General features: G+C 49.6%; 23 protein-coding genes. 11 read left to right on the top strand and 12 right to left on the bottom strand.

The features are described 5' to 3' along the window. Positions 1–12 precede the first annotated feature (12 nt). Complete coding sequence (locus FEM44_RS18345) at positions 13–966, top strand: LysR family transcriptional regulator (RefSeq protein ID WP_138159128.1); 954 nt, start codon at positions 13–15, stop codon at positions 964–966. A 40-nt stretch (positions 967–1,006) separates the two neighbouring features. Here the strand turns inward: FEM44_RS18345 and pgl are convergent, their stop codons facing one another. Continuing rightward, the gene (pgl, locus tag FEM44_RS18340; RefSeq protein WP_135522985.1) at positions 1,007–2,002 is read right to left on the bottom strand and encodes a 6-phosphogluconolactonase; all 996 of its coding nucleotides are present in this window, start codon (positions 2,000–2,002) and stop codon (positions 1,007–1,009) included. Positions 2,003–2,156: 154 nt separating this feature from the next. Here pgl and ybhA point away from each other — a divergent pair, with 154 nt between their 5' ends. Continuing rightward, the gene (gene ybhA, locus FEM44_RS18335; RefSeq protein WP_135522986.1) at positions 2,157–2,975 is read left to right on the top strand and encodes a bifunctional pyridoxal phosphate/fructose-1,6-bisphosphate phosphatase; all 819 of its coding nucleotides are present in this window, start codon (positions 2,157–2,159) and stop codon (positions 2,973–2,975) included. Here ybhA and modC read toward each other — a convergent pair whose 3' ends face one another. From modC to acrZ, 4 genes are all read right to left on the bottom strand, one after another. After that, positions 2,976–4,034 carry a molybdenum ABC transporter ATP-binding protein ModC gene (gene modC, locus FEM44_RS18330; protein WP_130209932.1) on the bottom strand — a complete coding sequence of 353 codons (1,059 nt, stop codon included), beginning with the start codon at positions 4,032–4,034 and terminating at the stop codon, positions 2,976–2,978. Between the two features lie 2 nt (positions 4,035–4,036). Further along, on the bottom strand, positions 4,037–4,726 hold the full coding sequence (gene modB / locus FEM44_RS18325; protein ID WP_000604034.1) for a molybdate ABC transporter permease subunit: 690 nt from the start codon (positions 4,724–4,726) through the stop codon (positions 4,037–4,039). Beyond that, positions 4,726–5,499: a molybdate ABC transporter substrate-binding protein gene (gene modA, locus FEM44_RS18320; RefSeq protein ID WP_135522987.1), complete on the bottom strand. Its 774-nt coding sequence runs from the start codon at positions 5,497–5,499 to the stop codon at positions 4,726–4,728. Before modA ends, modB begins: the two co-directional genes overlap by 1 nt. 166 nt (positions 5,500–5,665) lie before the next feature. Continuing rightward, positions 5,666–5,815: a multidrug efflux pump accessory protein AcrZ gene (acrZ, locus tag FEM44_RS18315; protein ID WP_000891515.1), complete on the bottom strand. Its 150-nt coding sequence runs from the start codon at positions 5,813–5,815 to the stop codon at positions 5,666–5,668. A 128-nt stretch (positions 5,816–5,943) separates the two neighbouring features. On the opposite strand from acrZ, the gene modE reads away from it, so the two are divergent. The 6 genes from modE to galM all read left to right on the top strand — a co-directional run bounded on the left by modE (position 5,944) and on the right by galM (position 12,792). Beyond that, positions 5,944–6,732: a molybdenum-dependent transcriptional regulator gene (modE, locus tag FEM44_RS18310; RefSeq protein ID WP_130258665.1), complete on the top strand. Its 789-nt coding sequence runs from the start codon at positions 5,944–5,946 to the stop codon at positions 6,730–6,732. A 67-nt stretch (positions 6,733–6,799) separates the two neighbouring features. Next, the gene (modF, locus tag FEM44_RS18305) at positions 6,800–8,272 is read left to right on the top strand and encodes a molybdate ABC transporter ATP-binding protein ModF (protein WP_135522988.1); all 1,473 of its coding nucleotides are present in this window, start codon (positions 6,800–6,802) and stop codon (positions 8,270–8,272) included. 261 nt (positions 8,273–8,533) lie between these two features. Continuing rightward, positions 8,534–9,550 (top strand): UDP-glucose 4-epimerase GalE, encoded by a 1,017-nt coding sequence (galE, locus tag FEM44_RS18300; RefSeq protein WP_001265443.1) that lies wholly within the window; start codon positions 8,534–8,536, stop codon positions 9,548–9,550. Positions 9,551–9,559: 9 nt separating this feature from the next. Beyond that, entirely contained in the window at positions 9,560–10,606 is a 1,047-nt protein-coding gene (galT, locus tag FEM44_RS18295; RefSeq protein WP_135522989.1) for a galactose-1-phosphate uridylyltransferase, read from the top strand. Between the two features lie 3 nt (positions 10,607–10,609). Further along, positions 10,610–11,758 (top strand): galactokinase, encoded by a 1,149-nt coding sequence (galK, locus tag FEM44_RS18290; protein WP_135522990.1) that lies wholly within the window; start codon positions 10,610–10,612, stop codon positions 11,756–11,758. Next, positions 11,752–12,792: a galactose-1-epimerase gene (gene galM / locus FEM44_RS18285; protein ID WP_059321515.1), complete on the top strand. Its 1,041-nt coding sequence runs from the start codon at positions 11,752–11,754 to the stop codon at positions 12,790–12,792. The genes galK and galM overlap by 7 nt, the downstream gene beginning before the upstream one ends. 43 nt (positions 12,793–12,835) lie before the next feature. Here galM and chbG read toward each other — a convergent pair whose 3' ends face one another. From chbG to FEM44_RS18260, 5 genes are all read right to left on the bottom strand, one after another. Next, complete coding sequence (chbG, locus tag FEM44_RS18280) at positions 12,836–13,594, bottom strand: chitin disaccharide deacetylase (protein WP_135522991.1); 759 nt, start codon at positions 13,592–13,594, stop codon at positions 12,836–12,838. A gap of 10 nt (positions 13,595–13,604) precedes the next feature. After that, positions 13,605–14,948 carry a 6-phospho-beta-glucosidase gene (locus FEM44_RS18275; protein ID WP_135522992.1) on the bottom strand — a complete coding sequence of 448 codons (1,344 nt, stop codon included), beginning with the start codon at positions 14,946–14,948 and terminating at the stop codon, positions 13,605–13,607. A gap of 72 nt (positions 14,949–15,020) precedes the next feature. Then, on the bottom strand, positions 15,021–15,836 hold the full coding sequence (chbR, locus tag FEM44_RS18270) for a transcriptional regulator ChbR (protein WP_138159126.1): 816 nt from the start codon (positions 15,834–15,836) through the stop codon (positions 15,021–15,023). Between the two features lie 80 nt (positions 15,837–15,916). Continuing rightward, positions 15,917–17,275, bottom strand: coding sequence for a PTS N,N'-diacetylchitobiose transporter subunit IIC (gene chbC / locus FEM44_RS18265; protein ID WP_135522993.1), 1,359 nt, complete (start codon positions 17,273–17,275; stop codon positions 15,917–15,919). Between the two features lie 66 nt (positions 17,276–17,341). Beyond that, on the bottom strand, positions 17,342–17,653 hold the full coding sequence (locus FEM44_RS18260) for a PTS sugar transporter subunit IIB (RefSeq protein ID WP_135522994.1): 312 nt from the start codon (positions 17,651–17,653) through the stop codon (positions 17,342–17,344). Positions 17,654–18,157: 504 nt separating this feature from the next. On the opposite strand from FEM44_RS18260, the gene gpmA reads away from it, so the two are divergent. Further along, positions 18,158–18,910, top strand: coding sequence for a 2,3-diphosphoglycerate-dependent phosphoglycerate mutase (gpmA, locus tag FEM44_RS18255; protein ID WP_001295305.1), 753 nt, complete (start codon positions 18,158–18,160; stop codon positions 18,908–18,910). A 158-nt stretch (positions 18,911–19,068) separates the two neighbouring features. Here the strand turns inward: gpmA and aroG are convergent, their stop codons facing one another. Beyond that, positions 19,069–20,121: a 3-deoxy-7-phosphoheptulonate synthase AroG gene (gene aroG / locus FEM44_RS18250; protein ID WP_001109203.1), complete on the bottom strand. Its 1,053-nt coding sequence runs from the start codon at positions 20,119–20,121 to the stop codon at positions 19,069–19,071. 315 nt (positions 20,122–20,436) lie between these two features. On the opposite strand from aroG, the gene FEM44_RS18245 reads away from it, so the two are divergent. Continuing rightward, positions 20,437–20,817 (top strand): YbgS-like family protein, encoded by a 381-nt coding sequence (locus FEM44_RS18245; RefSeq protein WP_000784348.1) that lies wholly within the window; start codon positions 20,437–20,439, stop codon positions 20,815–20,817. A 112-nt stretch (positions 20,818–20,929) separates the two neighbouring features. After that, positions 20,930–21,871, top strand: a complete 942-nt coding sequence (gene zitB, locus FEM44_RS18240; RefSeq protein WP_135522995.1) for a CDF family zinc transporter ZitB — start codon at positions 20,930–20,932, stop codon at positions 21,869–21,871. Here the strand turns inward: zitB and pnuC are convergent. Continuing rightward, positions 21,868–22,587 carry a nicotinamide riboside transporter PnuC gene (pnuC, locus tag FEM44_RS18235; RefSeq protein ID WP_135522996.1) on the bottom strand — a complete coding sequence of 240 codons (720 nt, stop codon included), beginning with the start codon at positions 22,585–22,587 and terminating at the stop codon, positions 21,868–21,870. The genes zitB and pnuC overlap by 4 nt on opposite strands. Positions 22,588–22,613: the final 26 nt, after the last annotated feature.

Below are 22,613 nucleotides of genomic sequence, written 5' to 3'. Positions count from 1 at the left end.
TCCGGAGTAATAATGAAGCATGAGTTATCAAGTATGAAAGCATTTGTCACGCTGGCAGAGTCCAGTTCATTTAACAATGCTGCTAAATTACTTAATATTACGCAACCTGCATTAACGCGCAGAATAAAAAAGATGGAAGAGGATTTACATATTCAACTCTTTGAGCGTACAACTCGCAAGGTTACTTTAACAAAAGCGGGGAGAATGTTGCTTCCTGAGGCGCGGGAATTAATAAAAAAATTCGATGAAACGCTTTTTAATATTCGCGATATGAATATTTATCATCGTGGTATGGTGACATTAGCGTGTATTCCGACCGCGGTATTTTATTTTTTACCACTGGCAATTGGTAAATTTAATGAGCTGTATCCCAATATTAAAGTGCGGATTCTGGAACAAGGCACGAATAATTGCATGGAATCGGTGCTGTGCAATGAATCTGACTTTGGCATAAACATGAACAATGTCACAAATTCATCCATTGACTTTACCCCACTGGTCAATGAGCCGTTCGTGCTGGCCTGTCGGCGTGACCATCCATTGGCCAAAAAGCAGCTGGTGGAATGGCAGGAGTTAGTAGGTTACAAAATGATTGGCGTGCGTTCCTCCAGCGGCAACCGACTGCTAATTGAGCAAAAATTGTCCGATAAGCCCTGGAAACTGGACTGGTTTTATGAAGTGCGTCATCTTTCGACGTCATTAGGATTGGTGGAAGCGGGACTGGGGATTTCGGCGCTTCCTGGCCTGGCAATGCCTCATGCGCCCTATTCTTCGATTATTGGTATCCCATTGGTGGAACCCGTTATACGTCGGACATTGGGAATAATTCGCCGTAAAGATGCCGTACTTTCTCCAGCAGCAGAACGCTTTTTTGCCTTGCTGATTAATTTATGGACTGACGATAAAGACAATTTGTGGACCAATATCGTCGAACGCCAGAGACATGCGTTACAGGAGATGGGGTAATACCCCGGCGCAGGAAATACTGCGCCGGGTAACTCAACGGTTAGTGTGCGTTCACCACCACCCACATCGGCCCCTGCCCGACCGCATAGCGACCTTTTTCATGCAGTAGCCCCTGCTCGCCGACAATTTCGTAAACTGAGATGTGGTGAGATTTTTGCCCGGCGGCAATCAGATACTTGCCACTGTGATCAACGTTAAAGCCGCGCGGCTGGGTTTCCGTTGGCTGGAAACCTTCTTTGCTCAACACGCTGCCATCTTCCGAAACGCTGAAAACGGTAATCAGACTGGCGGTACGGTCACAGGCGTATAAATGACGACCATCCGGGGTGATATGAATATCAGCCGCCCAACGGGTGTCGGAGAAGTTTTCCGGCATCATATCCAGCGTCTGGACACATTCGATATTGCCGTGCGGATCTTTCAGTTCCCAGACATCCACTGAGCTGTTTAACTCATTGACGCAATATGCATATTGTTCGTTTGGATGGAACACCATATGACGCGGACCGGCCCCTTCAACGGTAGTCACTTCTGCCAGGTCCTGCGCCACCAGATGACCGTCATCGCTGACCGTAAACAGGCAAATACGATCCTGCTTTAATGCCGGAACCCACAGGGTGCGGTTATCTGGTGAAATATTGGCGGAATGACAGCCGTCCAGCCCCTCAACCACATCGACAACGCCCACAGGCAGGCCATCTTCCAGTCGCGTTACGCTCACGTTACCCGCATTATAAGAGCCGACAAAGACAAACTGCCCATGGTGATCGGTGGAAATATGCGTCGGGCTACCCGGCAGCGCCGACTCTGCGGCAAATGTCAGTGCGCCATCATCTGGTGCAATGCGATACGCCAGGACGCGAAACTCAGGGCGAACGCCAACGTAGAGATAACGTTTGTCCGGGCTGACCACCATCGGCTGCACCTGCCCCGGCACATCGACAACCTGTGTCAGCGTCAGTGCGCCTTCATGATTCAGGTTCCAGACGTGAATTTGCTGGCTCTCAGGGCTGGCGATATAAACTGTTTGCTTCATGAATGCTCCTTTGCATTTAGCAACTGACTGTAACAGCTAAAATTAGTCGCTTTTGGCGGTGAATGCTGAATTAAAGCGCAGAATTTTGTCCGATAGTGGTATCGGTGTACCATTCGCTTAGACGAAAATTCTTAACCTTAATCTGGAAAACGCCATGACCACACGCGTGATTGCTCTCGACTTAGACGGCACCTTATTGACCCCGAAAAAGACCCTGCTTCCCTCATCGATAGAAGCACTGGCTCGCGCTCGCGAGGCTGGCTATCAATTGATTATCGTCACGGGTCGCCATCACGTCGCTATTCATCCTTTTTATCAGGCGCTGGCGCTGGATACACCTGCTATTTGCTGTAATGGCACCTATTTGTATGATTATCATGCAAAAACCGTGCTGGAAGCTGATCCTATGCCCGTTAAGAAAGCCCTGCAACTCATTGAGATGCTGAATGAACACCACATTCACGGTCTGATGTATGTGGATGACGCAATGGTCTATGAGCATCCGACCGGACATGTCATTCGCACGTCTAACTGGGCGCAGACTTTGCCGCCGGAACAACGCCCGACTTTCACACAAGTCGCGTCTCTGGCTGAAACGGCGCAACAAGTTAACGCCGTGTGGAAGTTCGCTCTGACGCACGATGACCTGCCACAGTTACAGCATTTTGGTAAGCATGTTGAACATGAGTTGGGTCTGGAGTGTGAATGGTCCTGGCACGATCAGGTTGATATTGCGCGCGGCGGCAACAGTAAAGGCAAACGCCTGACGAAATGGGTTGAGGCGCAAGGCTGGTCGATGGAAAACGTAGTCGCATTCGGCGATAACTTCAATGATATCAGTATGCTGGAGGCTGCTGGAACGGGTGTAGCGATGGGCAATGCCGATGACGCGGTAAAAGCACGCGCCAATATTGTGATTGGAGATAACACCACCGACAGCATTGCCCAGTTCATTTATAGCCACCTGATTTAATCAGGCGGTTATCGACACACTTTTAATTTGCGCGTATAGCCACAGGCCAGGTTTGATCGCCAGTTCATCTCTGGCCCACGGGCTGATACGCGCCCACAGCGTTTTACCACCAACTTCCAGTTCGACTTCCACCTGGCCGTTGTCGTCATAGCTATTAACAACTTTTGCGCGCAACACGTTACGAATGCTGGTTTGCTGCGGAGGTTGTAAAACCAGCGAGACATCGGAAGCCTGGATGCGGATGCGTAGCGCGGCTTGCAGCGGTTCATCCAGCTTATTAACCCATAAATGCTGATCGCCCAGCGCCAGCGCGGTCATTGCGTAACGCGGATGATGTTCCAGTACTGTTACTTTCAGAATGCTGCTTTGTTGTTCTTTCGGCAGCCACGGATTCATCACGCTACTGCCCCACACTTCTTCCAGCGCCCCGAAAGCTTTCACCTGGCCGTTTTCCAATACCATCACTTTGTCCGCCAGATGGAGGATTTCATCCAGCGAATGACTGACATACAGCATCGGAATGTTGATTTCCCGCGTCAGCCGTTGCAGATAAGGCAATAGCTCGCGTTTGCGCGGAAGATCCAGCGACGCCAGTGGTTCATCCAGTAACAGCAATTCCGGTGCTGTCAGCAATGCCCGACCAATCGCCACACGTTGTTTTTCGCCACCGGACAGGCTGCCAGGTAAACGGTCAAGCAACGGTTCAATGCCTAAAAGCGCCACCAGCTTATCGAACTGATCGACCATACTTTTCGACATGCCGTAGCGCAGATTGCCACGCACTTTGTAATGCGGGAACAGCCGTGCATCCTGAAACACATAGCCAACGCGACGCTTTTCTGGCGTCAGACAGATCCCTTTTTCGGCATCATTTAGTACCCGACCATTGAGGACAATCCGCCCTTTTTGCGGGCGCGTCAGTCCACTAATGGCGTTAATCAGCGAAGTTTTTCCGGCACCGGAGACCCCAAAGATAGCAGTGATGCCATTGGCGGGTAGCGTTTCATTAATGGTCAGGCAATGGTTGCCCAACGTCTGGGAAAAATTCAGTTCCAGCATGATTAGCGCCCCGCCCGTTCACGGCTGATTCTGGCCAGCCATTCTGAAATCAACAGGGAGATCATCGCCAGCGCAATAGAGATAATGCACAGTCTCGCCGCGCCACTTTCGCCGCCAGGGGTCTGGATCAGGGTATACATGGCAGAAGGAATGGTCCGCGTTTCACCTGGAATGTTAGAAACAAAGGTGATGGTTGCGCCAAATTCACCGAGCGAACGGGCGAAAGCCAGTACTGTACCGACGATAATTCCCGGCAACGTCAGCGGTAACGTGATAGTAAAGAAAACGCGCCAGCGCCCAGCCCCGAGTGTTCTTGCGGCCTGTTCCAGTTTGACATCAACGCCTTCCAGCGCCAGACGGATTGCTCGCACCATCAGCGGAAACGACATGACGGCGGCAGCGAGAACCGCACCGCGCCAGCTAAAGGCGAAGGTAATGCCAAACCAGTCATACAGACGTTCACCGATAAATCCGCGCCGTCCCATCGAAACTAACAGCAAGTAGCCGACAACCACGGGCGGTAACACCAGCGGTAGATGCAGTACGCTGTCGAGCAGAGCTTTGCCCGGAAAAGTGCAACGCACCAGTAACCAGGCAAAAAAGATCCCAAACGGCAGGCTAAACAGCACAGCCAGGGAAGAAACTTTCAGGCTTAATAAAACCGCCTGCCATTCTGGATCGGTCAGTATCATTACTTAGTTGTAAATCCGTAACGTTTAAAGATTTCCGCAGCCTGCGGTCCCTTCAGATAATCGTAAAATGCTTTCACTGTCGCGTTGTTATGCCCTTCCACGACGGCAATCGGATATTCCACTTTTTTATGCGAATCTTCCGGGAAGGTGGCGACCACTTTTACCCCTTTGCTGGCAACCGCGTCAGAACCGTAAACAATGCCCAGCGGCGCTTCATTGCGTTCGACCAGCGCCAGCGCCCCACGAACATCTTCCGCCGGAGCCAGTTTCGGAGAAAGCGTATCCCATGCGCCCAGTTTTTGCAGTGCTTCTTTCGCATAAATGCCAGCGGGAACATGTTCCGGATCACCAACGGCCAGGCGACCGCCATTCAGCAGTGAAGTCCAGTTGGTTTTACTGTCGATGGTGAAATCTTGCTGTGCACTGGTTTTCGGTGCTACAACGACCAGGCTATTGCCGAGCAATGTCTGACGCGTGGCGGTGTCGATCGCTTTTTTATCAACCGCATAATCCATCCATTTCTGATCGGCAGAAATAAACAGATCCGCAGGCGCACCCGCTTCAATCTGACGAGCCAGGGTAGAAGACGAGGCGAAAGAAGAAACGACGTCCACGCCTTTCTCTTTCTTATACTGCGTAGCGATGTCCTGCATTGCGTTGGTCAGTGATGCTGCCGCAAAAACTGTAATCTTCCCTTCGTCTGCCAGCGCATTGCCTGCAAGAGTTAAAGAGAGCGCCGCTCCGGCAAACAAGTTCAACCATTTACGAGCCATTGGTAACCCCTTCATGTGACGTTATGTAGGCAACAATATAACGACTGATTCAGAATTTTCCCAGCAGTTATTGTTAACCTTTGAGAGGTAGTTAGAAAAAATATCGGCAGGAAAAGCAGGAAGTTGAGAAAAAAGAAAATGCCCGACTAAGCGGGCATTCAGGGAATCAATGATTTTGTCCGGGCTGGTCTTTTTTACCAACACCAGAAAAGATGTTGAATACTTCACCAAGACCGTAAATCAGACCCAGGATGATGGCCATCACGACAGGTACCATGATTACGGCGAATACCAGACTTTTTAATAACTCTAACATGGTCAACTCCAGATGTAGTCCTGTGACTATTCTAACCGTTAAGCACAGAAAAGCACTCCCCTTTTGTGCGGTCAGCTTTGCGTGGCGTTCGTTTTCCGTCACAATAAGACTTTTGCCAGGACATTGTTATGCAGGCCGAAATCCTTCTCACCCTTAAGCTTCAACAAAAGCTCTTTGCCGACCCACGCCGCATTTCGCTACTAAAACACATTGCGCTTTCCGGTTCCATTAGCCAGGGAGCGAAAGATGCCGGTATCAGCTATAAAAGCGCCTGGGATGCCATTAACGAAATGAATCAGTTAAGCGAACATACGTTGGTTGAGCGCGCAACAGGCGGGAAAGGCGGCGGCGGCGCGATGCTGACTCGCTATGGTCAACGACTGATTCAGCTTTACGATCTGCTCGCCCAGATCCAGCAAAAAGCCTTTGATGTATTAAGTGACGATGACGCCCTGCCGCTGAACAGCCTGCTGGCAGCTATCTCACGTTTTTCACTGCAGACCAGCGCCCGCAACCAGTGGTTCGGCACCATCACCGCCCGCGATCATGATGACGTTCAACAGCATGTTGATGTCTTACTGGCCGATGGTAAAACACGTCTGAAAGTCGCGATTACCGCGCAAAGTGGCGCGCGTCTGGGGCTGGATGAAGGTAAAGAAGTGTTGATTCTGCTGAAAGCGCCGTGGGTGAACATTACCCAGGATGACACCGTAGCCCAGAGTGCCGACAACCAATTGCCGGGCATTATTCGCCATATAGAGCGCGGCGCAGAACAGTGCGAAGTATTAATGGCGCTACCCGACGGGCAAACCCTGTGCGCCACGGTGCCGGTAAATGAAGCGGCTTCTCTTGAGCAAGGACAGAATGTCACGGCCTACTTTAATGCCGACAGCGTGATTATCGCCACACTGTGCTAAGCGTGTTGACAATTTGTTATGAAACACGTATCCCTGTCAGTAATCGCTGCAAAAAATGGGATATAAAATGTCATCGTTGCGAATTTTGCAAGGCACGTTTCGTCTTAGCGACACAAAAACGCTGCAATTGCCTCAGCTAACGTTAAACGCGGGCGATAGTTGGGCGTTTGTCGGTTCGAATGGAAGCGGGAAGTCGGCGCTGGCCCGCGCGCTGGCCGGTGAACTTCCGCTTTTGAAAGGTGAACGGCAAAGCCAGTTTTCCCACATCACTCGTCTCTCCTTCGAGCAATTGCAAAAGCTCGTCAGTGACGAATGGCAGCGGAATAACACCGATATGCTCGGCCCTGGCGAAGATGACACCGGGCGCACCACGGCTGAGATCATTCAGGATGAAGCTAAGGATGCACCGCGTTGCGCGCAACTGGCGCAGCAGTTCGGCATTACCGCCCTGCTCGACCGACGTTTTAAATATCTTTCCACTGGCGAGACGCGAAAAACCCTGTTGTGTCAGGCGCTGATGTCGGAGCCTGACTTATTGATTCTTGATGAGCCGTTCGATGGCCTGGATGTTGCCTCACGTCAGCAGCTGGCTGAGCTACTCGCCTCGTTACATCAGTCCGGTATTACTCTGGTACTGGTGCTCAATCGCTTCGATGAGATCCCGGAATTTGTCCAGTTTGCTGGCGTGCTGGCGGATTGCACGTTAGCGGAAACTGGCGCTAAAGAGGAACTGCTCCAGCAAACACTCGTCGCGCAACTGGCGCATAGCGAACAGCTTGAAGGTGTGCAACTGCCGGAGCCGGATGAACCTTCAGCACGTCACGCCTTACCCGCCAACGAACCGCGCATTGTGCTGAACAATGGTGTGGTTTCTTATAACGATCGCCCCATTCTTAATAACCTTAGCTGGCAGGTGAATCCTGGCGAACACTGGCAAATTATCGGGCCAAATGGCGCGGGAAAATCAACATTATTAAGCCTGATTACTGGCGATCATCCGCAAGGTTACAGCAACGATTTGACACTTTTCGGACGACGTCGCGGCAGCGGCGAAACCATCTGGGATATTAAAAAGCATATCGGTTACGTCAGCAGTAGTTTGCATCTGGATTACCGGGTCAGCACTACCGTGCGTAATGTGATCCTTTCTGGCTATTTTGATTCGATTGGCATTTATCAGGCCGTTTCGGATCGCCAGCAAAAACTGGTGCAGCAGTGGCTGGATATTCTCGGCATTGATAAACGCACCGCAGACGCTCCTTTCCATAGTCTTTCTTGGGGGCAACAACGCCTGGCGCTGATCGTCCGCGCGCTGGTGAAACATCCGACGTTGCTTATTCTTGATGAACCATTGCAGGGGCTTGATCCGCTCAATCGCCAGCTTATCCGCCGTTTTGTTGATGTGCTGATTAGCGAAGGTGAAACGCAATTGTTGTTTGTTTCGCACCACGCTGAAGATGCGCCAGCCTGTATTACCCATCGTCTGGAGTTCGTGCCGGACGGTGACCTTTATCGCTATGCGCTGACAAAAATAAACTGAGTCGGTAATGCTGACTGTGCCGGATGCGGCGTAAACGCTTTATCCGGCACAGGGCTAGACGCATCTAGGTATGAAACCGCATCTTTTTTTCAGATAAAAAGCGCAATCATTCACAAACCCTCTGTTTTATAATCACTTAATCGCGCATAAAAAACGGCTAAATTCTTGTGTAAACGATTCCACTAATTTATTCCATGTCACACTTTTCGCATCTTTGTTATGCTATGGTTATTTCATACCATAAGCCTAATGGAGCGAATTATGAGAGTTCTGGTTACCGGTGGTAGCGGTTACATTGGAAGTCATACCTGTGTGCAATTACTGCAAAACGGTCATGATGTCATCATTCTTGATAACCTCTGTAACAGTAAGCGCAGCGTATTGCCTGTTATCGAGCGTTTAGGCGGCAAACATCCAACGTTTGTTGAAGGCGATATCCGTAACGAAGCGTTGATGACCGAGATCCTGCACGATCACGCTATCGACACCGTGATCCACTTCGCCGGGCTGAAAGCCGTTGGCGAATCGGTACAAAAACCGCTGGAATATTACGACAACAACGTCAACGGCACTCTGCGCCTGATTAGCGCCATGCGCGCCGCTAACGTCAAAAACTTTATCTTCAGCTCCTCCGCCACCGTCTATGGCGATCAGCCCAAAATTCCATACGTTGAAAGCTTCCCGACCGGCACACCGCAAAGCCCTTACGGCAAAAGCAAGCTGATGGTGGAACAGATCCTCACCGACCTGCAAAAAGCCCAGCCGGACTGGAGCATTGCCCTGCTGCGCTACTTCAACCCTGTTGGCGCGCACCCGTCGGGCGATATGGGCGAAGATCCGCAAGGCATTCCGAATAACCTGATGCCGTACATTGCCCAGGTTGCCGTAGGCCGTCGCGATTCTCTGGCTATTTTTGGTAACGATTATCCGACCGAAGACGGTACTGGCGTGCGCGATTACATCCACGTAATGGACCTGGCAGACGGCCACGTCGTGGCGATGGAAAAACTGGCGAACAAGCCAGGCGTACACATCTACAACCTCGGCGCAGGCGTAGGTAGCAGCGTGCTGGACGTGGTTAATGCCTTCAGCAAAGCCTGTGGCAAACCGGTTAACTATCATTTTGCACCGCGTCGCGAGGGCGACCTTCCGGCCTACTGGGCGGACGCCAGCAAAGCCGATCGCGAACTGAACTGGCGCGTAACGCGCACACTCGATGAAATGGCGCAGGACACCTGGCACTGGCAGTCACGCCATCCACAGGGATATCCCGATTAAGGAACGACCATGACGCAATTTAATCCCGTTGATCATCCACATCGCCGCTACAACCCGCTCACCGGGCAATGGATTCTGGTTTCACCGCACCGCGCTAAGCGCCCCTGGCAGGGGGCGCAGGAAACGCCAGCCAAACAGGTGTTGCCTGCGCACGATCCAGATTGCTTTCTCTGCGCAGGTAATGTGCGGGTGACAGGCGATAAAAACCCCGATTACACCGGGACTTACGTTTTTACCAATGACTTTGCGGCGTTGATGTCCGACACGCCAGACGCCCCGGGAAGCAACGATCCGCTGATGCGTTGCCAGAGCGCTCGCGGCACCAGCCGGGTGATCTGTTTTTCACCGGATCACAGTAAAACCCTGCCAGAGTTAAGCGTTGCCGCATTGACGGAAATCGTCAAAACCTGGCAGGAGCAAACCGCAGAACTGGGGAAAACATACCCATGGGTGCAGGTCTTTGAAAACAAAGGCGCGGCGATGGGCTGCTCTAACCCGCATCCGCACGGACAGATTTGGGCAAATAGCTTTCTGCCTAACGAAGCTGAGCGCGAAGACCGCCTGCAAAAAGAATATTTTGCCGAGCAGAAATCGCCAATGCTGGTGGATTATGTTCAGCGCGAGCTGGCAGACGGTAGCCGTACCGTTGTCGAAACCGAACACTGGTTAGCCGTAGTGCCTTACTGGGCTGCCTGGCCGTTCGAAACGCTACTGCTGCCCAAAGCCCACGTTTTACGGATCACCGATTTGACCGACGCCCAGCGCAGCGATCTGGCGCTGGCGTTGAAAAAGCTGACCAGTCGTTATGACAACCTCTTCCAGTGCTCCTTCCCCTACTCTATGGGCTGGCACGGCGCGCCGTTTAATGGCGAAGAGAATCAACACTGGCAGTTGCACGCGCACTTTTATCCGCCTCTGCTGCGCTCCGCCACCGTACGTAAATTTATGGTCGGTTATGAAATGCTGGCAGAAACCCAGCGTGATCTGACGGCAGAACAGGCAGCAGAGCGTTTGCGCGCAGTCAGCGATATCCATTTTCGCGAATCCGGAGTGTAAGAAATGAGTCTGAAAGAAAAAACACAATCTCTGTTTGCCCACGCATTTGGCTACCCCGCCACTCACACCATTCAGGCGCCTGGCCGCGTGAATTTGATTGGCGAACACACCGACTACAACGACGGTTTCGTTCTGCCCTGCGCGATTGATTATCAAACCGTCATTAGCTGTGCGCCACGCGATGACCGTAAAGTTCGCGTAATGGCAGCCGATTATGAAAATCAGCTTGACGAGTTTTCCCTTGATGCGCCCATTGTCGCTCATGAAAACTATCAATGGGCTAACTACGTTCGTGGCGTGGTGAAACATCTGCAACTGCGTAACAACAACTTCGGCGGCGTGGACATGGTGATCAGCGGCAACGTGCCGCAGGGTGCCGGGTTAAGTTCTTCCGCTTCACTGGAAGTAGCGGTCGGAACCGTATTGCAGCAGCTTTATCATCTGCCGCTGGACGGCGCACAAATCGCGCTTAATGGTCAGGAAGCCGAAAACCAGTTTGTTGGCTGTAACTGCGGGATCATGGATCAGCTAATTTCCGCGCTCGGCAAGAAAGATCATGCCTTACTGATCGATTGCCGCTCACTGGGGACCAAAGCAGTTTCCATGCCGAAAGGCGTGGCTGTGGTCATCATCAACAGTAACTTCAAACGTACCCTGGTTGGCAGCGAATACAACACCCGTCGTGAACAGTGCGAAACCGGTGCGCGTTTCTTCCAGCAGCCAGCCCTGCGCGATGTCACCCTTGAAGAGTTCAACACTGTTGCGCATGAACTGGATCCGATCGTAGCAAAACGCGTGCGTCATATCCTGACTGAAAACGCCCGCACCGTTGAAGCTGCCAGCGCGCTGGAGCAAGGCGACCTGAAACGTATGGGCGAGTTGATGGCGCAGTCTCATGCCTCTATGCGCGATGATTTCGAAATCACCGTGCCGCAAATTGACACTCTGGTCGAAATCGTAAAAGCTGTGATTGGCGACAAAGGTGGCGTACGCATGACCGGCGGCGGATTTGGCGGCTGTATCGTCGCGCTTATTCCGGAAGAGCTGGTGCCTGCCGTACAGCAAGCTGTCGCTGAACAATATGAAGCAAAAACAGGTATTAAAGAGACTTTTTACGTGTGTAAACCATCACAAGGAGCAGGACAGTGCTGAACGAAACTCCCGCACTGGCACCCGATGGTCAGCCGTACCGACTGTTAACTTTGCGTAACAACGCAGGGATGGTAGTCACGCTGATGGACTGGGGTGCGACTTTACTTTCAGCCCGTATTCCGCTTTCCGATGGCAGCGTCCGCGAGGCTCTGCTTGGCTGCGCCAGCCCGGAATGCTATCAGGATCAGGCCGCGTTTCTCGGGGCCTCTATTGGTCGTTATGCCAACCGTATCGCCAATAGTCGTTATACCTTTGACGGTGAAACCGTGACGCTGTTACCAAGTCAGGGCGTCAACCAATTGCACGGCGGCCCGGAAGGGTTCGACAAACGTCGCTGGCAGATTGTGAACCAAAACGATCGTCAGGTGCTGTTTGCCCTGAGTTCAGATGATGGCGATCAGGGCTTCCCGGGTAATCTCGGCGCGACGGTGCAATATCGTCTGACCGACGATAACCGTATCTCCATTACTTATCGCGCCACGGTTGATAAACCTTGTCCGGTGAATATGACTAATCACGTCTATTTCAACCTCGACGGCGAGCAGTCTGACGTGCGCAATCACAAGTTGCAGATTCTGGCGGACGAATACCTGCCGGTTGATGAAGGCGGCATTCCCCACGACGGCCTGAAATCTGTCGCCGGAACGTCTTTTGATTTCCGCAGCGCCAAAATCATCGCCAGTGAGTTTCTTGCCGACGACGATCAGCGCAAAGTGAAAGGTTACGATCACGCGTTCTTGTTGCAGGCCAAAGGTGATGGCAAGAAAGTGGCGGCGCATGTCTGGTCAGCAGATGAAAAATTGCAGCTGAAGGTCTACACCACCGCTCCGGCTCTGCAATTTTACTCCGGCAACTTCCTCGGCGGCACGCCATCAAGAGGAACGGAACCTTACGCCGACTGGCAAGGCCTGGCGCTGGAAAGCGAGTTTCTGCCGGACAGCCCGAACCACCCTGAATGGCCGCAACCGGACTGCTTCCTGCGTCCTGGCGAAGAGTATTCCAGCCTGACGGAATATCAGTTTATTGCTGAGTAATTGTTATGATATTCGCGCCTCTCTGTGTGGAGGCGCGTGTTGTTTAAAGATCCCTGAACGCCCCCAGTCGATATCCTCTTTCGGCAATTTCCCAACGCAAGGCTTCAGACGTCAACACCTCGTGCTCTGTCAGTCTTTCAAAACAGTACGCACTCTGCTGCACAATGCTATCGACAAAACCAGGATGACACATGAGTTCAAAGGCTTTCTCTCCTCGCTCAGCCGATTCATCAAGCATCCGCAAAAATTCCGCCTGCAAGACGTTATCAGCATAAAAATGGGCGGTAAAACCCTCTGTTGAGATGATATTTTCTCGTCCAATATCATGCGGCGCGGCAGCCTCAGGATCGAAGCGTACAGGCAACCCTTTTTGCTGAGCAAAGCGCGAAACTATCGGCCACACCTGGGGAATAAAATGAACATGGTGATGGCTATCAATATGCGTAGGTTTACGACAAAATAACGCAACAAAGCGTTGATATTGCGCTTCTAATTCATTTTCCACTTCCTGTTGTGCAAGCAAACCGTCACGGGCGACATCCCATATCCATTTGCCCAGTTTTCCGTCTCGCTGTAGCGAGGACATCACAGTCAGGGGGTTGCCGTAACTCAAAACGAAATGCAACCCTACCGCCAGTGAAGGGAGGTCGGCAGACACTTTCACGGCATGTTCAATGGCATCTGCCGTCATCATTGCGGTGGTAGAGGTCACCACGCCACAGCGGTGGGCATCAATGATGCCGTAATTAATCGCCGGACTCAGGCCAAAATCATCAGCATTAACAATTAATAATCGCTGCATATCTCCCCCATTATTCCTTTAACTCCGCGATGGTATCGGCAAATTGCGGCAGATAGCGTCGGTGCGCCAGTAACAGCTCTTTGACCAATACTTCGGCGTCGTCATCGGAGTTAACCATCGGGTTTAAATTCAACGCCAGTATGGCGTCTTCAAGTTTACCGCTCAGCGCCGCGTGCGCAGCGGCAATTTCAAAGGTTTTAATGGTATGGATAAGCCCGAGCACTTTGCTATCAAACTGATGTATACGCGGATGCGGCGTAGCACCGTTTCGCCCCAACAGACAGGTCATTTCCACTGTCCAGTCAGCGGGGATGTTTTCTATTTCTCCACTATGTGGAATATTAATGTAATGCTCAGAATGCTGATCGTTATAAATAGCGTTAATCACGCCACAAGCGGCATCCGAATACCAGGCCCCGCCACGCTCATTAAGCTCTACTGGTTTGGTATCAAGTTGAGGATCTTTAAAAAGCTCGAACAATTTCTTTTCCAGTCGTTGGACAACTTTCGCCCGCACACCACCTTTATAAAAGTCACCCTGCTCTATTGCCAGCATCTCTTTGTGCTTGAAGTAATACAATAAATAAGAGCAGGGTAATAATTTCAGACCACGCAGTAGGGCAGGATTAAACGGCAAACTGAATATATTCTTAACAGAACTGCCCACCATTTGACCTGAGATTAAGCGGTCGAGGACTTCCTCAAATCGGGACTGACCATTAACCCAGACATCTTTAATAAAGACCAGATGGTTCAGACCAAATAAATCGACAGAAATGTCATCATTTTCAGCCAGTAATAGCAGATCGCTAATGTACATTTTCATGCCGATAGGCACATTACAAACCCCGATAAAGCGTTTAAATTGGGTATGGCGATAAACCGCTTCGGTGATCATACCGGCCGGATTGGTGAAATTGACCACCCATGCCTGCGGACAGAGTTCTTCGATATCTTTAATAATATCGAGAATAACCGGAATAGTGCGTAATCCTTTGAACAACCCGCCAGCGCCATTGGTTTCCTGCCCCAGATAACCGTGAGAAAGTGGGATCTGTTCATCCAGCGCACGAGCCTGTAACTGGCCCACGCGCAGCTGTGTAGTGACAAAATCGGCATCGCGCAAGGCTTCACGTCGATCCAGCGTCTTGTGGAGGACCATCGGGATACCCGCTTTGGCGATCATCCGCTGGCAGAGCTGATAGATGATGTCGAGTTTTTCTTTACCCTCTTCGACATCAACCAGCCACAATTCAGAAACAGGCAGTTCCGCATAACGTTTAATAAAACCTTCGAGCAATTCCGGCGTATAACTGCTACCACCACCGATAGTGACTATTTTTAACTTTTCCATATTTTCTCCCGCAGATTTAATGTTCCACTCAGCGTGCTTTAGCACGGAGCAAGATGATATTCAGTCAACCCGTTAAATGACCTTCCCCGCGCGCCGACGGTAATAGCCAGGCGTAAAGGTTGTCGCTTTCTTAAAATTATTAATAAATAACCCAGGACTATTAAACCCGGCATCAAAGGCAATGTCGGTAACTGAAAAATTGGTGGTTTCAAGTTGTTTCTTACAAAAGTCTATGCGGATATCATTAATAATTTGCCCTGGCGTTTTACCGTAGTAACGCCGGGTAGCCCGGGTTAAGTAAGATTGCGTTTTACCAGACAGTACAACCATATTACGTAGTGCATTTTCGGCAAACATTGTTTTGTTGTGCATTTCTTTAATCAGTTGCGTTAACCAGCGAGGAATATCATCATCCTGATTTTCGTTGTGGTTATGCTGTAAATTATTAACAATATAGAAGGTTAAAAGTTTATTGAACTCATTCACATCGTTTTCATTTTTATTGAGCGAATATATGCTGGCCTCTATAAATGTTAAAAAATTTTGCTGGATATGATAACGCTGTGATGCCACAAAGTAAGGTGGTAAATATTTAAGATAGTGCTCGCAAAAATAGCGGCGGCTAATTCCCATATTTAAAATACGCGTAACACCTGAATCATAAAATGTTTGATGCCACGAACCAACAGGAATAAAAACAAAGTCTCCACGTTCTAAAGCAACGCGTTTTCCATTAATTTCCTGGCAACAACTCCCCGTCATGACGATCGTAAATTCATAATATTCATGTTGATGTAAACCACTTTTACTTTCTGTTTTATCAAGGATAAACTTGTAAAAATCACGACCATTGAGAAACTCACTTTCATGAACAGTAACAATCTCCATGTATAATCCTTAGCCTGGCTTAATTTAAGTGAATGATGCAACGTTCCTGATATTGTGGAACGCTGCCTCTGATTTTCACATTAAAACTTCAGCGCCGCTGCGATTTCCTCTTCACTTTCGGTTTGTTCAATTTCAGCTTGTGCTTTATTAGCGATAATCACGAACGGTAAATAAACCAGCGTAGCAATGGCAAGATTAAACAAGGCCATGATTAAGGCGGCAATACTGCCATTGGAGTTAAAGAATGCGCCTAATCCAGGTGGCATCGTCCAGGGAGCAAAGTTAGTTGACGGCGGGATTAGTCCCAAAGAATAAGCGATGAGTGTAAGTCCCGCGAGAATAGGCTGGATCAGAACAAAAGGCACCATCAGTATCGGGTTCATGATGATCGGTAGGCCAAATAAGATCGGTTCGTTAATTTCAAATAAACCAGAAGGTAAAGCCATTTTGGCTACCTGGCGATAATCAGCGCGGCGGGAAGCGATAAAGATGGCAATAATTAAACCTAACGTTGCGCCCGTTCCACCCAGGTAAACGTAGGATTCCATCATCGGCCCGGTCCAGAAATGGAAGGTTTTCCCGGCAGCCAGCGCCGCTTCAACTGAACCGTACTGGGTATAGATTTCCATATTTTCCATACCCCACGGTCCAAGAATGCCACTATTGAGCGCCGTCAGCGCCAGGCCACCATGAACGCCGAAGAACCAGAGCAATGTGTTAAAGATGACATAAGCCCAGCCAACGACGCTGCCCAAAGAGGCCAGCGGCGTGGAGATACTGTTCATGATCACCTGGTGAAATTGCGTTCCCATCAGCGATAAACCCCAGGACAAAAGCCCGGCGATAAGCAAAATAATGAAACCAGGGATCAGTGCACTGAATGAACGAGAAACCGATGCAGGAACGCTCGTGGGAAGGGTAATAACCCATTTTCTTCGGTTCACGAAAGTGAACAATTCCGCCACGGCCAGACCGATAATGATGCCTGAAATAATGTTAGTACCACCCAGCCAGTTGGTGCCGATGGCGGCGACATTATTGACACTGAACGGTGTCAGCGTCATGAAGGTGGCAATGGAAAGTAATCCCGCAGCCAAGGGATCAACTTTGCGTTCTTCCGCCAGCGCCATGCCGATAAAAAATGGCGTTAACAGCGACATAATGCCGAGCGTACCATTATAGACACTGCTGCCAGTGGTTTTTAAACCGTCCAGTGTGGCGATGGTGTCTGCATCCAACCGCACTCCAAGCGACCAGAAGAAAGAACCTTCGCCAAAGTTTAAAAAGACATTATTTATCAGAACAAACAGTGCCCCGACCAAGGTCAATGGTAACAAACGAATAAAACCATTTTTTATTGCATTAACATAGACCTGCTTACCTAATTTTACCGCAAAGGGTAAAATTAGTCTTTCCAGCGAATTTATTGCGCCGTTCATGTTTCTCACCCTCAAACATTGCTTAACATAAAGATTAAAGAAATTACTCTTTGACGGAAAAATAAATTAATATTTTTTAATAATTGCAACTGCGAATTTCAATACTGCCAGGCCATCGATCTTACCGTACATTTGACTATCAATAACTTCTACAGGTTTGTTGGGAAGTAACTTTTGAATATCGTCATGCATATAAGCGATCTGCGGACCAAGCAATATCACGTCGGCCTGCAATCCTTTGTCTGCCACGAGAGTTTCGGAAAATGCTTCTATATAAACAGGAACATCATATTTCTCTGCCTGCGCCCGCATTTTGGTAACCAAAAGTGACGTTGACATACCGGCAGAACAGAATAAATAAATCGTCTTTTTATTCATCAAAGAATCCCTTGTAAAAATAAGATCAATTTCTTCAGCAATACGGTTATTCCAAGTCATTGAGCAGGAAAATAAAGTCTGCTTTTTTCTCCTCAATGACGAATAGCTTACCTGTTCACCTGAGAGACAGGTAATCGATGAGAAACCCAAATTACGTTTTTTTGACCTGTAAAGATGACAGTTTTCACATTTCCACTAATGAATAGCGGAGAATATATTCCATTTCATTTATTGAATTTATGTTTTTTTATTATTCATAATTACAATGAATAAAACAGAGTGTTCTGGTCGTTTGCTGTCGTAAATGGATAAAACGCGAACAGAATGGTATGCGTTTTCCCTCTTCAGTTAAGAAACAGCATATCAATTTGCAATCACTAATTTACACTTATCTTACATTTATCCTCCATTTTCGCTATTGTTATAACTAATCATTGCCGTACGTTCACAACGGCAATATAATGAGAATTATTATCATTAAAAGATGATTTGAGGAGTAAGTATATGGCTGTAACTAAGCTGGTTCTGGTTCGTCATGGCGAAAGTCAGTGGAACAAAGAAAACCGTTTCACCGGTTGGTACGACGTGGATCTGTCTGAGAAAGGCGTAAGCGAAGCAAAAGCAGCAGGTAAGCTGCTGAAAGAGGAAGGTTACAGCTTTGACTTTGCTTACACCTCTGTGCTGAAACGCGCTATCCATACCCTGTGGAATGTGCTGGACGAACTGGATCAGGCATGGCTGCCCGTTGAGAAATCCTGGAAATTGAACGAACGTCACTACGGTGCGTTGCAGGGTCTGAACAAAGCGGAAACTGCTGAAAAGTATGGCGACGAGCAGGTGAAACAGTGGCGTCGTGGTTTTGCGGTGACTCCGCCGGAACTGACTAAAGATGATGAGCGTTATCCGGGCCACGATCCGCGTTACGCGAAACTGAGCGAGAAAGAGCTGCCGCTGACTGAAAGCCTGGCGCTGACCATTGACCGCGTGATCCCTTACTGGAATGAAACCATTCTGCCGCGTATGAAGAGCGGTGAGCGCGTGATCATCGCCGCTCATGGTAACTCCCTGCGTGCACTGGTGAAATATCTCGACAACATGAGCGAAGAAGAGATTCTTGAGCTGAATATCCCGACTGGCGTGCCGCTGGTATATGAGTTCGACGAGAACTTCAAACCGCTGAAACGCTACTATCTGGGTAATGCTGACGAGATCGCGGCAAAAGCAGCGGCGGTGGCTAACCAGGGTAAAGCGAAGTAAACGTCATTCGTTTAAAAATGAGAAAGCCGACTGCAAGTGAGTCGGCTTTTTTGTTGCTAACAATGGAGCACATTGCCTGATGCGACGCTGCGCGTCTTATCATGCCTACGGTGATTAATCGGATACGCCACTCTGGCGGTGCATCCGACAATTAAACCTTACCCGCGACGCGCTTTTACTGCATTCGCCAGTTGACGTAACAGAGCATCGGTATCTTCCCAGCCGATGCAGGCATCGGTGATGCTCTTGCCATAGGCCAGCGGCTCACCGCTTTCCAGGCTCTGGTTCCCTTCCGCCAGGTGGCTTTCCACCATCACGCCAATAATAGCTTTTTCGCCACCGGCAATTTGCTGGCAAACGTCAGCGCAAACTTCCATCTGCTTTTTGAACTGTTTGGACGAATTTGCATGGCTGAAATCGATCATCACCTGCGCCGGTAAACCCGCCTTGTTCAGCCCTTCTTTCACTTCAGCAACGTGTTTCGCACTGTAGTTAGGCTCTTTACCGCCGCGCAGAATGATATGGCAATCACCGTTACCGCTGGTATTCACAATTGCTGAATGCCCCCATTTCGTTACGGACAGGAAGCAGTGCGGCGCACCGGCGGCATTAATGGCATCGATAGCCACTTTAATCGTACCATCGGTGCCATTTTTAAAACCTACCGGGCAAGAAAGACCAGACGCCAGCTCGCGGTGCACCTGCGATTCGGTTGTACGTGCGCCAATTGCGCCCCAGCTCATCAGGTCAGCGAGATATTGTGGGGTGATCATATCCAGAAACTCACCCGCCGCTGGCAGACCGCTGTCGTTAATATCAAGCAGCAATTTACGGGCTATACGCAGACCGTCGTTGATCTGGAAGCTGTTATCCATATGCGGATCGTTGATCAGCCCTTTCCAGCCCACAGTGGTACGCGGCTTTTCAAAATAGACGCGCATTACGATTTCCAGCTCATCTTTCAGCTCTTCACGCAGCGCCAGCAAGCGAGTGGCATACTCTTTAGCCGCGACAGGATCATGAATGGAGCACGGGCCAATCACCACCAACAGGCGATCATCATTACCTTTCAGGATCTTATGGATCGCTTTTCGGGCATGGGCAACCGTATTCGCGGCATTTTCAGTAGCGGGGAATTTTTCCAGCAATGCGACAGGAGGAAGTAACTCTTTGATTTCTTTGATGCGTAAATCGTCGTTCTGATAATTCATGTCTGTTCCAGTGTTGCCATACTTATCTTAGTGAATGCAATACTTCCAATCTATATCTTCCGTCAGAATGTGTAAACGGGGTTTTACACTATGAACGGATTAATCCTGGAATTAGCAAGAAAAACGCCAGATTGTCGCGAAAAGCGAGATCTCTCCTACAATTTCTAACTGTAACTCCTTTGTTTGTTAATTATTTCAAGATTCTCTGCTGGATTTATTCTTCTGGCTGAAATCTTAAACCATTACCTGATATTCACCTGCAAATGCACTGTTGGAAGAGGTTATCCGACATAACGACCATAACAGGAGCATCCTATGAAAATGACAAAACTGGCCACACTTTTTCTGACTGCCACTCTAAGCCTTGCCAGCGGTGCCGCACTGGCCGCCGATAGCGGAGCGCAAACTAATAACGGCCAGGCAAACGCCGCAGCTGATGCGGGTCAGGTTGCCCCTGACGCCCGTGAAAATGTCGCGCCAAATAACGTCGACAATAACGGGGTAAATACCGGTTCTGGCGGCACAATGTTGCATCCGGATGGTTCTTCAATGAACAATGACGGCATGACCAAAGATGAAGAGCACAAAAATACGATGTGCAAAGATGGTCGCTGCCCGGACATTAATAAAAAAGTACAAACCGGTGATGGCATCAACAATGATGTCGATACCAAAACCGACGGTACCACGCAGTAATCTGCCAAAAAGCCAATACCGGGAGAGCAGAGTCTCTCCCTTTTAATTTTTCCCCTCTAAAAGCGGTATGATGTCATAAAGTTAAGTGAGATTAATTAAGGGATGACTCGTCATGGCGCACTCACACTCACACACATCTTCACACCTGCCAGAAGATAATAATGCTCGTCGCTTGTTGTATGCTTTCGGCGTGACCGCCGGGTTTATGCTGGTTGAGGTTATTGGCGGTTTTCTCTCAGGTTCCCTGGCATTGCTGGCCGATGCGGGTCATATGTTGACCGATACTGCTGCCCTGCTTTTTGCCCTACTCGCCGTGCAATTTTCACGTCGTCCTCCCACCATTCGCCACACTTTCGGTTGGCTAAGATTGACCACGCTCGCGGCGTTTGTGAATGCAATCGCCCTGGTGGTGATTACCATTTTGATTGTCTGGGAGGCGATAGAACGCTTCCGCACGCCGCGTCCGGTCGAGGGCGGCATGATGATGGTAATTGCCGTGGCTGGGTTGCTGGCAAATATACTTTCTTTCTGGTTACTTCATCACGGTAGTGAAGAGAAAAACCTTAACGTGCGCGCAGCGGCACTGCATGTACTGGGAGATCTGCTGGGTTCGGTTGGTGCTATCGTTGCCGCGTTGATTATTATCTGGACCGGCTGGACGCCTGCTGACCCCATTCTCTCGATACTGGTGTCGCTTCTGGTTCTGCGCAGCGCGTGGCGATTATTGAAAGATAGCGTGAATGAATTACTTGAGGGTGCACCGGTATCGCTGGATATCGCTGAACTGAAGCGTCGTATGTGCCGGGAAATCCCGGAAGTCCGCAATGTGCACCATGTACATGTATGGATGGTAGGCGAGAAGCCGGTGATGACGCTGCATGTGCAGGTGATCCCGCCACACGATCACGACGCCTTGTTGGATACGATCCAACATTATCTGATGGATCACTATCAGATTGAGCACGCCACCATTCAGATGGAATATCAACCTTGTCATGGGCCAGACTGCCACCTTAATGAAGGAGTGTCTGGCCATTCACATCATCACCATTAATGAGATAGCGCGCGTGAACCTCTTTCGCGTGCGCTGTTGATCCACATCCGGCTGCCGTTGAGGGCAATAAAGGTCAGGATGATGTACTCCAGAGACATGGCGTAAACGCCCTGAAGTGCAAAAATAACGACGCTAATCACGTTAATAATCACCCACAACAGCCAGTTTTCCACATACTTACGCGTCATCAGAATCATTGCCACAATAGATAACACCATCATGCAGGAATCCCAGAACGGAAAAGCGTCTGGTTGCAGTTCAGGCATCGCAACCTGTAATCCTAATGCTTGCATAATCGTGACTGCAACGCGGGTCAGGAACGCAAATACCGGATTGATAAATACCGTCATCAGACCAATCGAAACAACGCAAACCGCCAACCAGCTTAGCGCCTTCGGCAATGGCAACCAGCGAATTTTTAACTCAGCTTCATGCTGACTGGTTTGTCGCGACCAGGCATACCAGCCATAAATGTTAGCGGCAAAGAAAAACACCTGTAACAGCAGGCTGGCATAAAGCTGAATCTGAAAGAAAATAATGCCAAACAGGGTAACGTTGATCAGACCAAAAAAGTAGTTGCTGATCTTCTCTAGGCTGGCAAGACCAATACACAGTAACCCAGCGATCGTCCCTACCGCTTCGATCCATGAGAGATCGTAACCGCCAGCACCGATCGGTATATGAACCAGAATGTTCTGTGTGCTAAAAAAATCCATCTTTCCCCCAATGCGTAGCGTGACGC

Source organism: Escherichia sp. E4742 (assembly GCF_005843885.1).
In the GTDB taxonomy this organism is placed as follows: Bacteria; Pseudomonadota; Gammaproteobacteria; order Enterobacterales; family Enterobacteriaceae; genus Escherichia.
The sequence above is the reverse complement of the archived record's forward strand: the minus strand, read 5'-3'. Positions and strand labels throughout refer to the sequence as shown.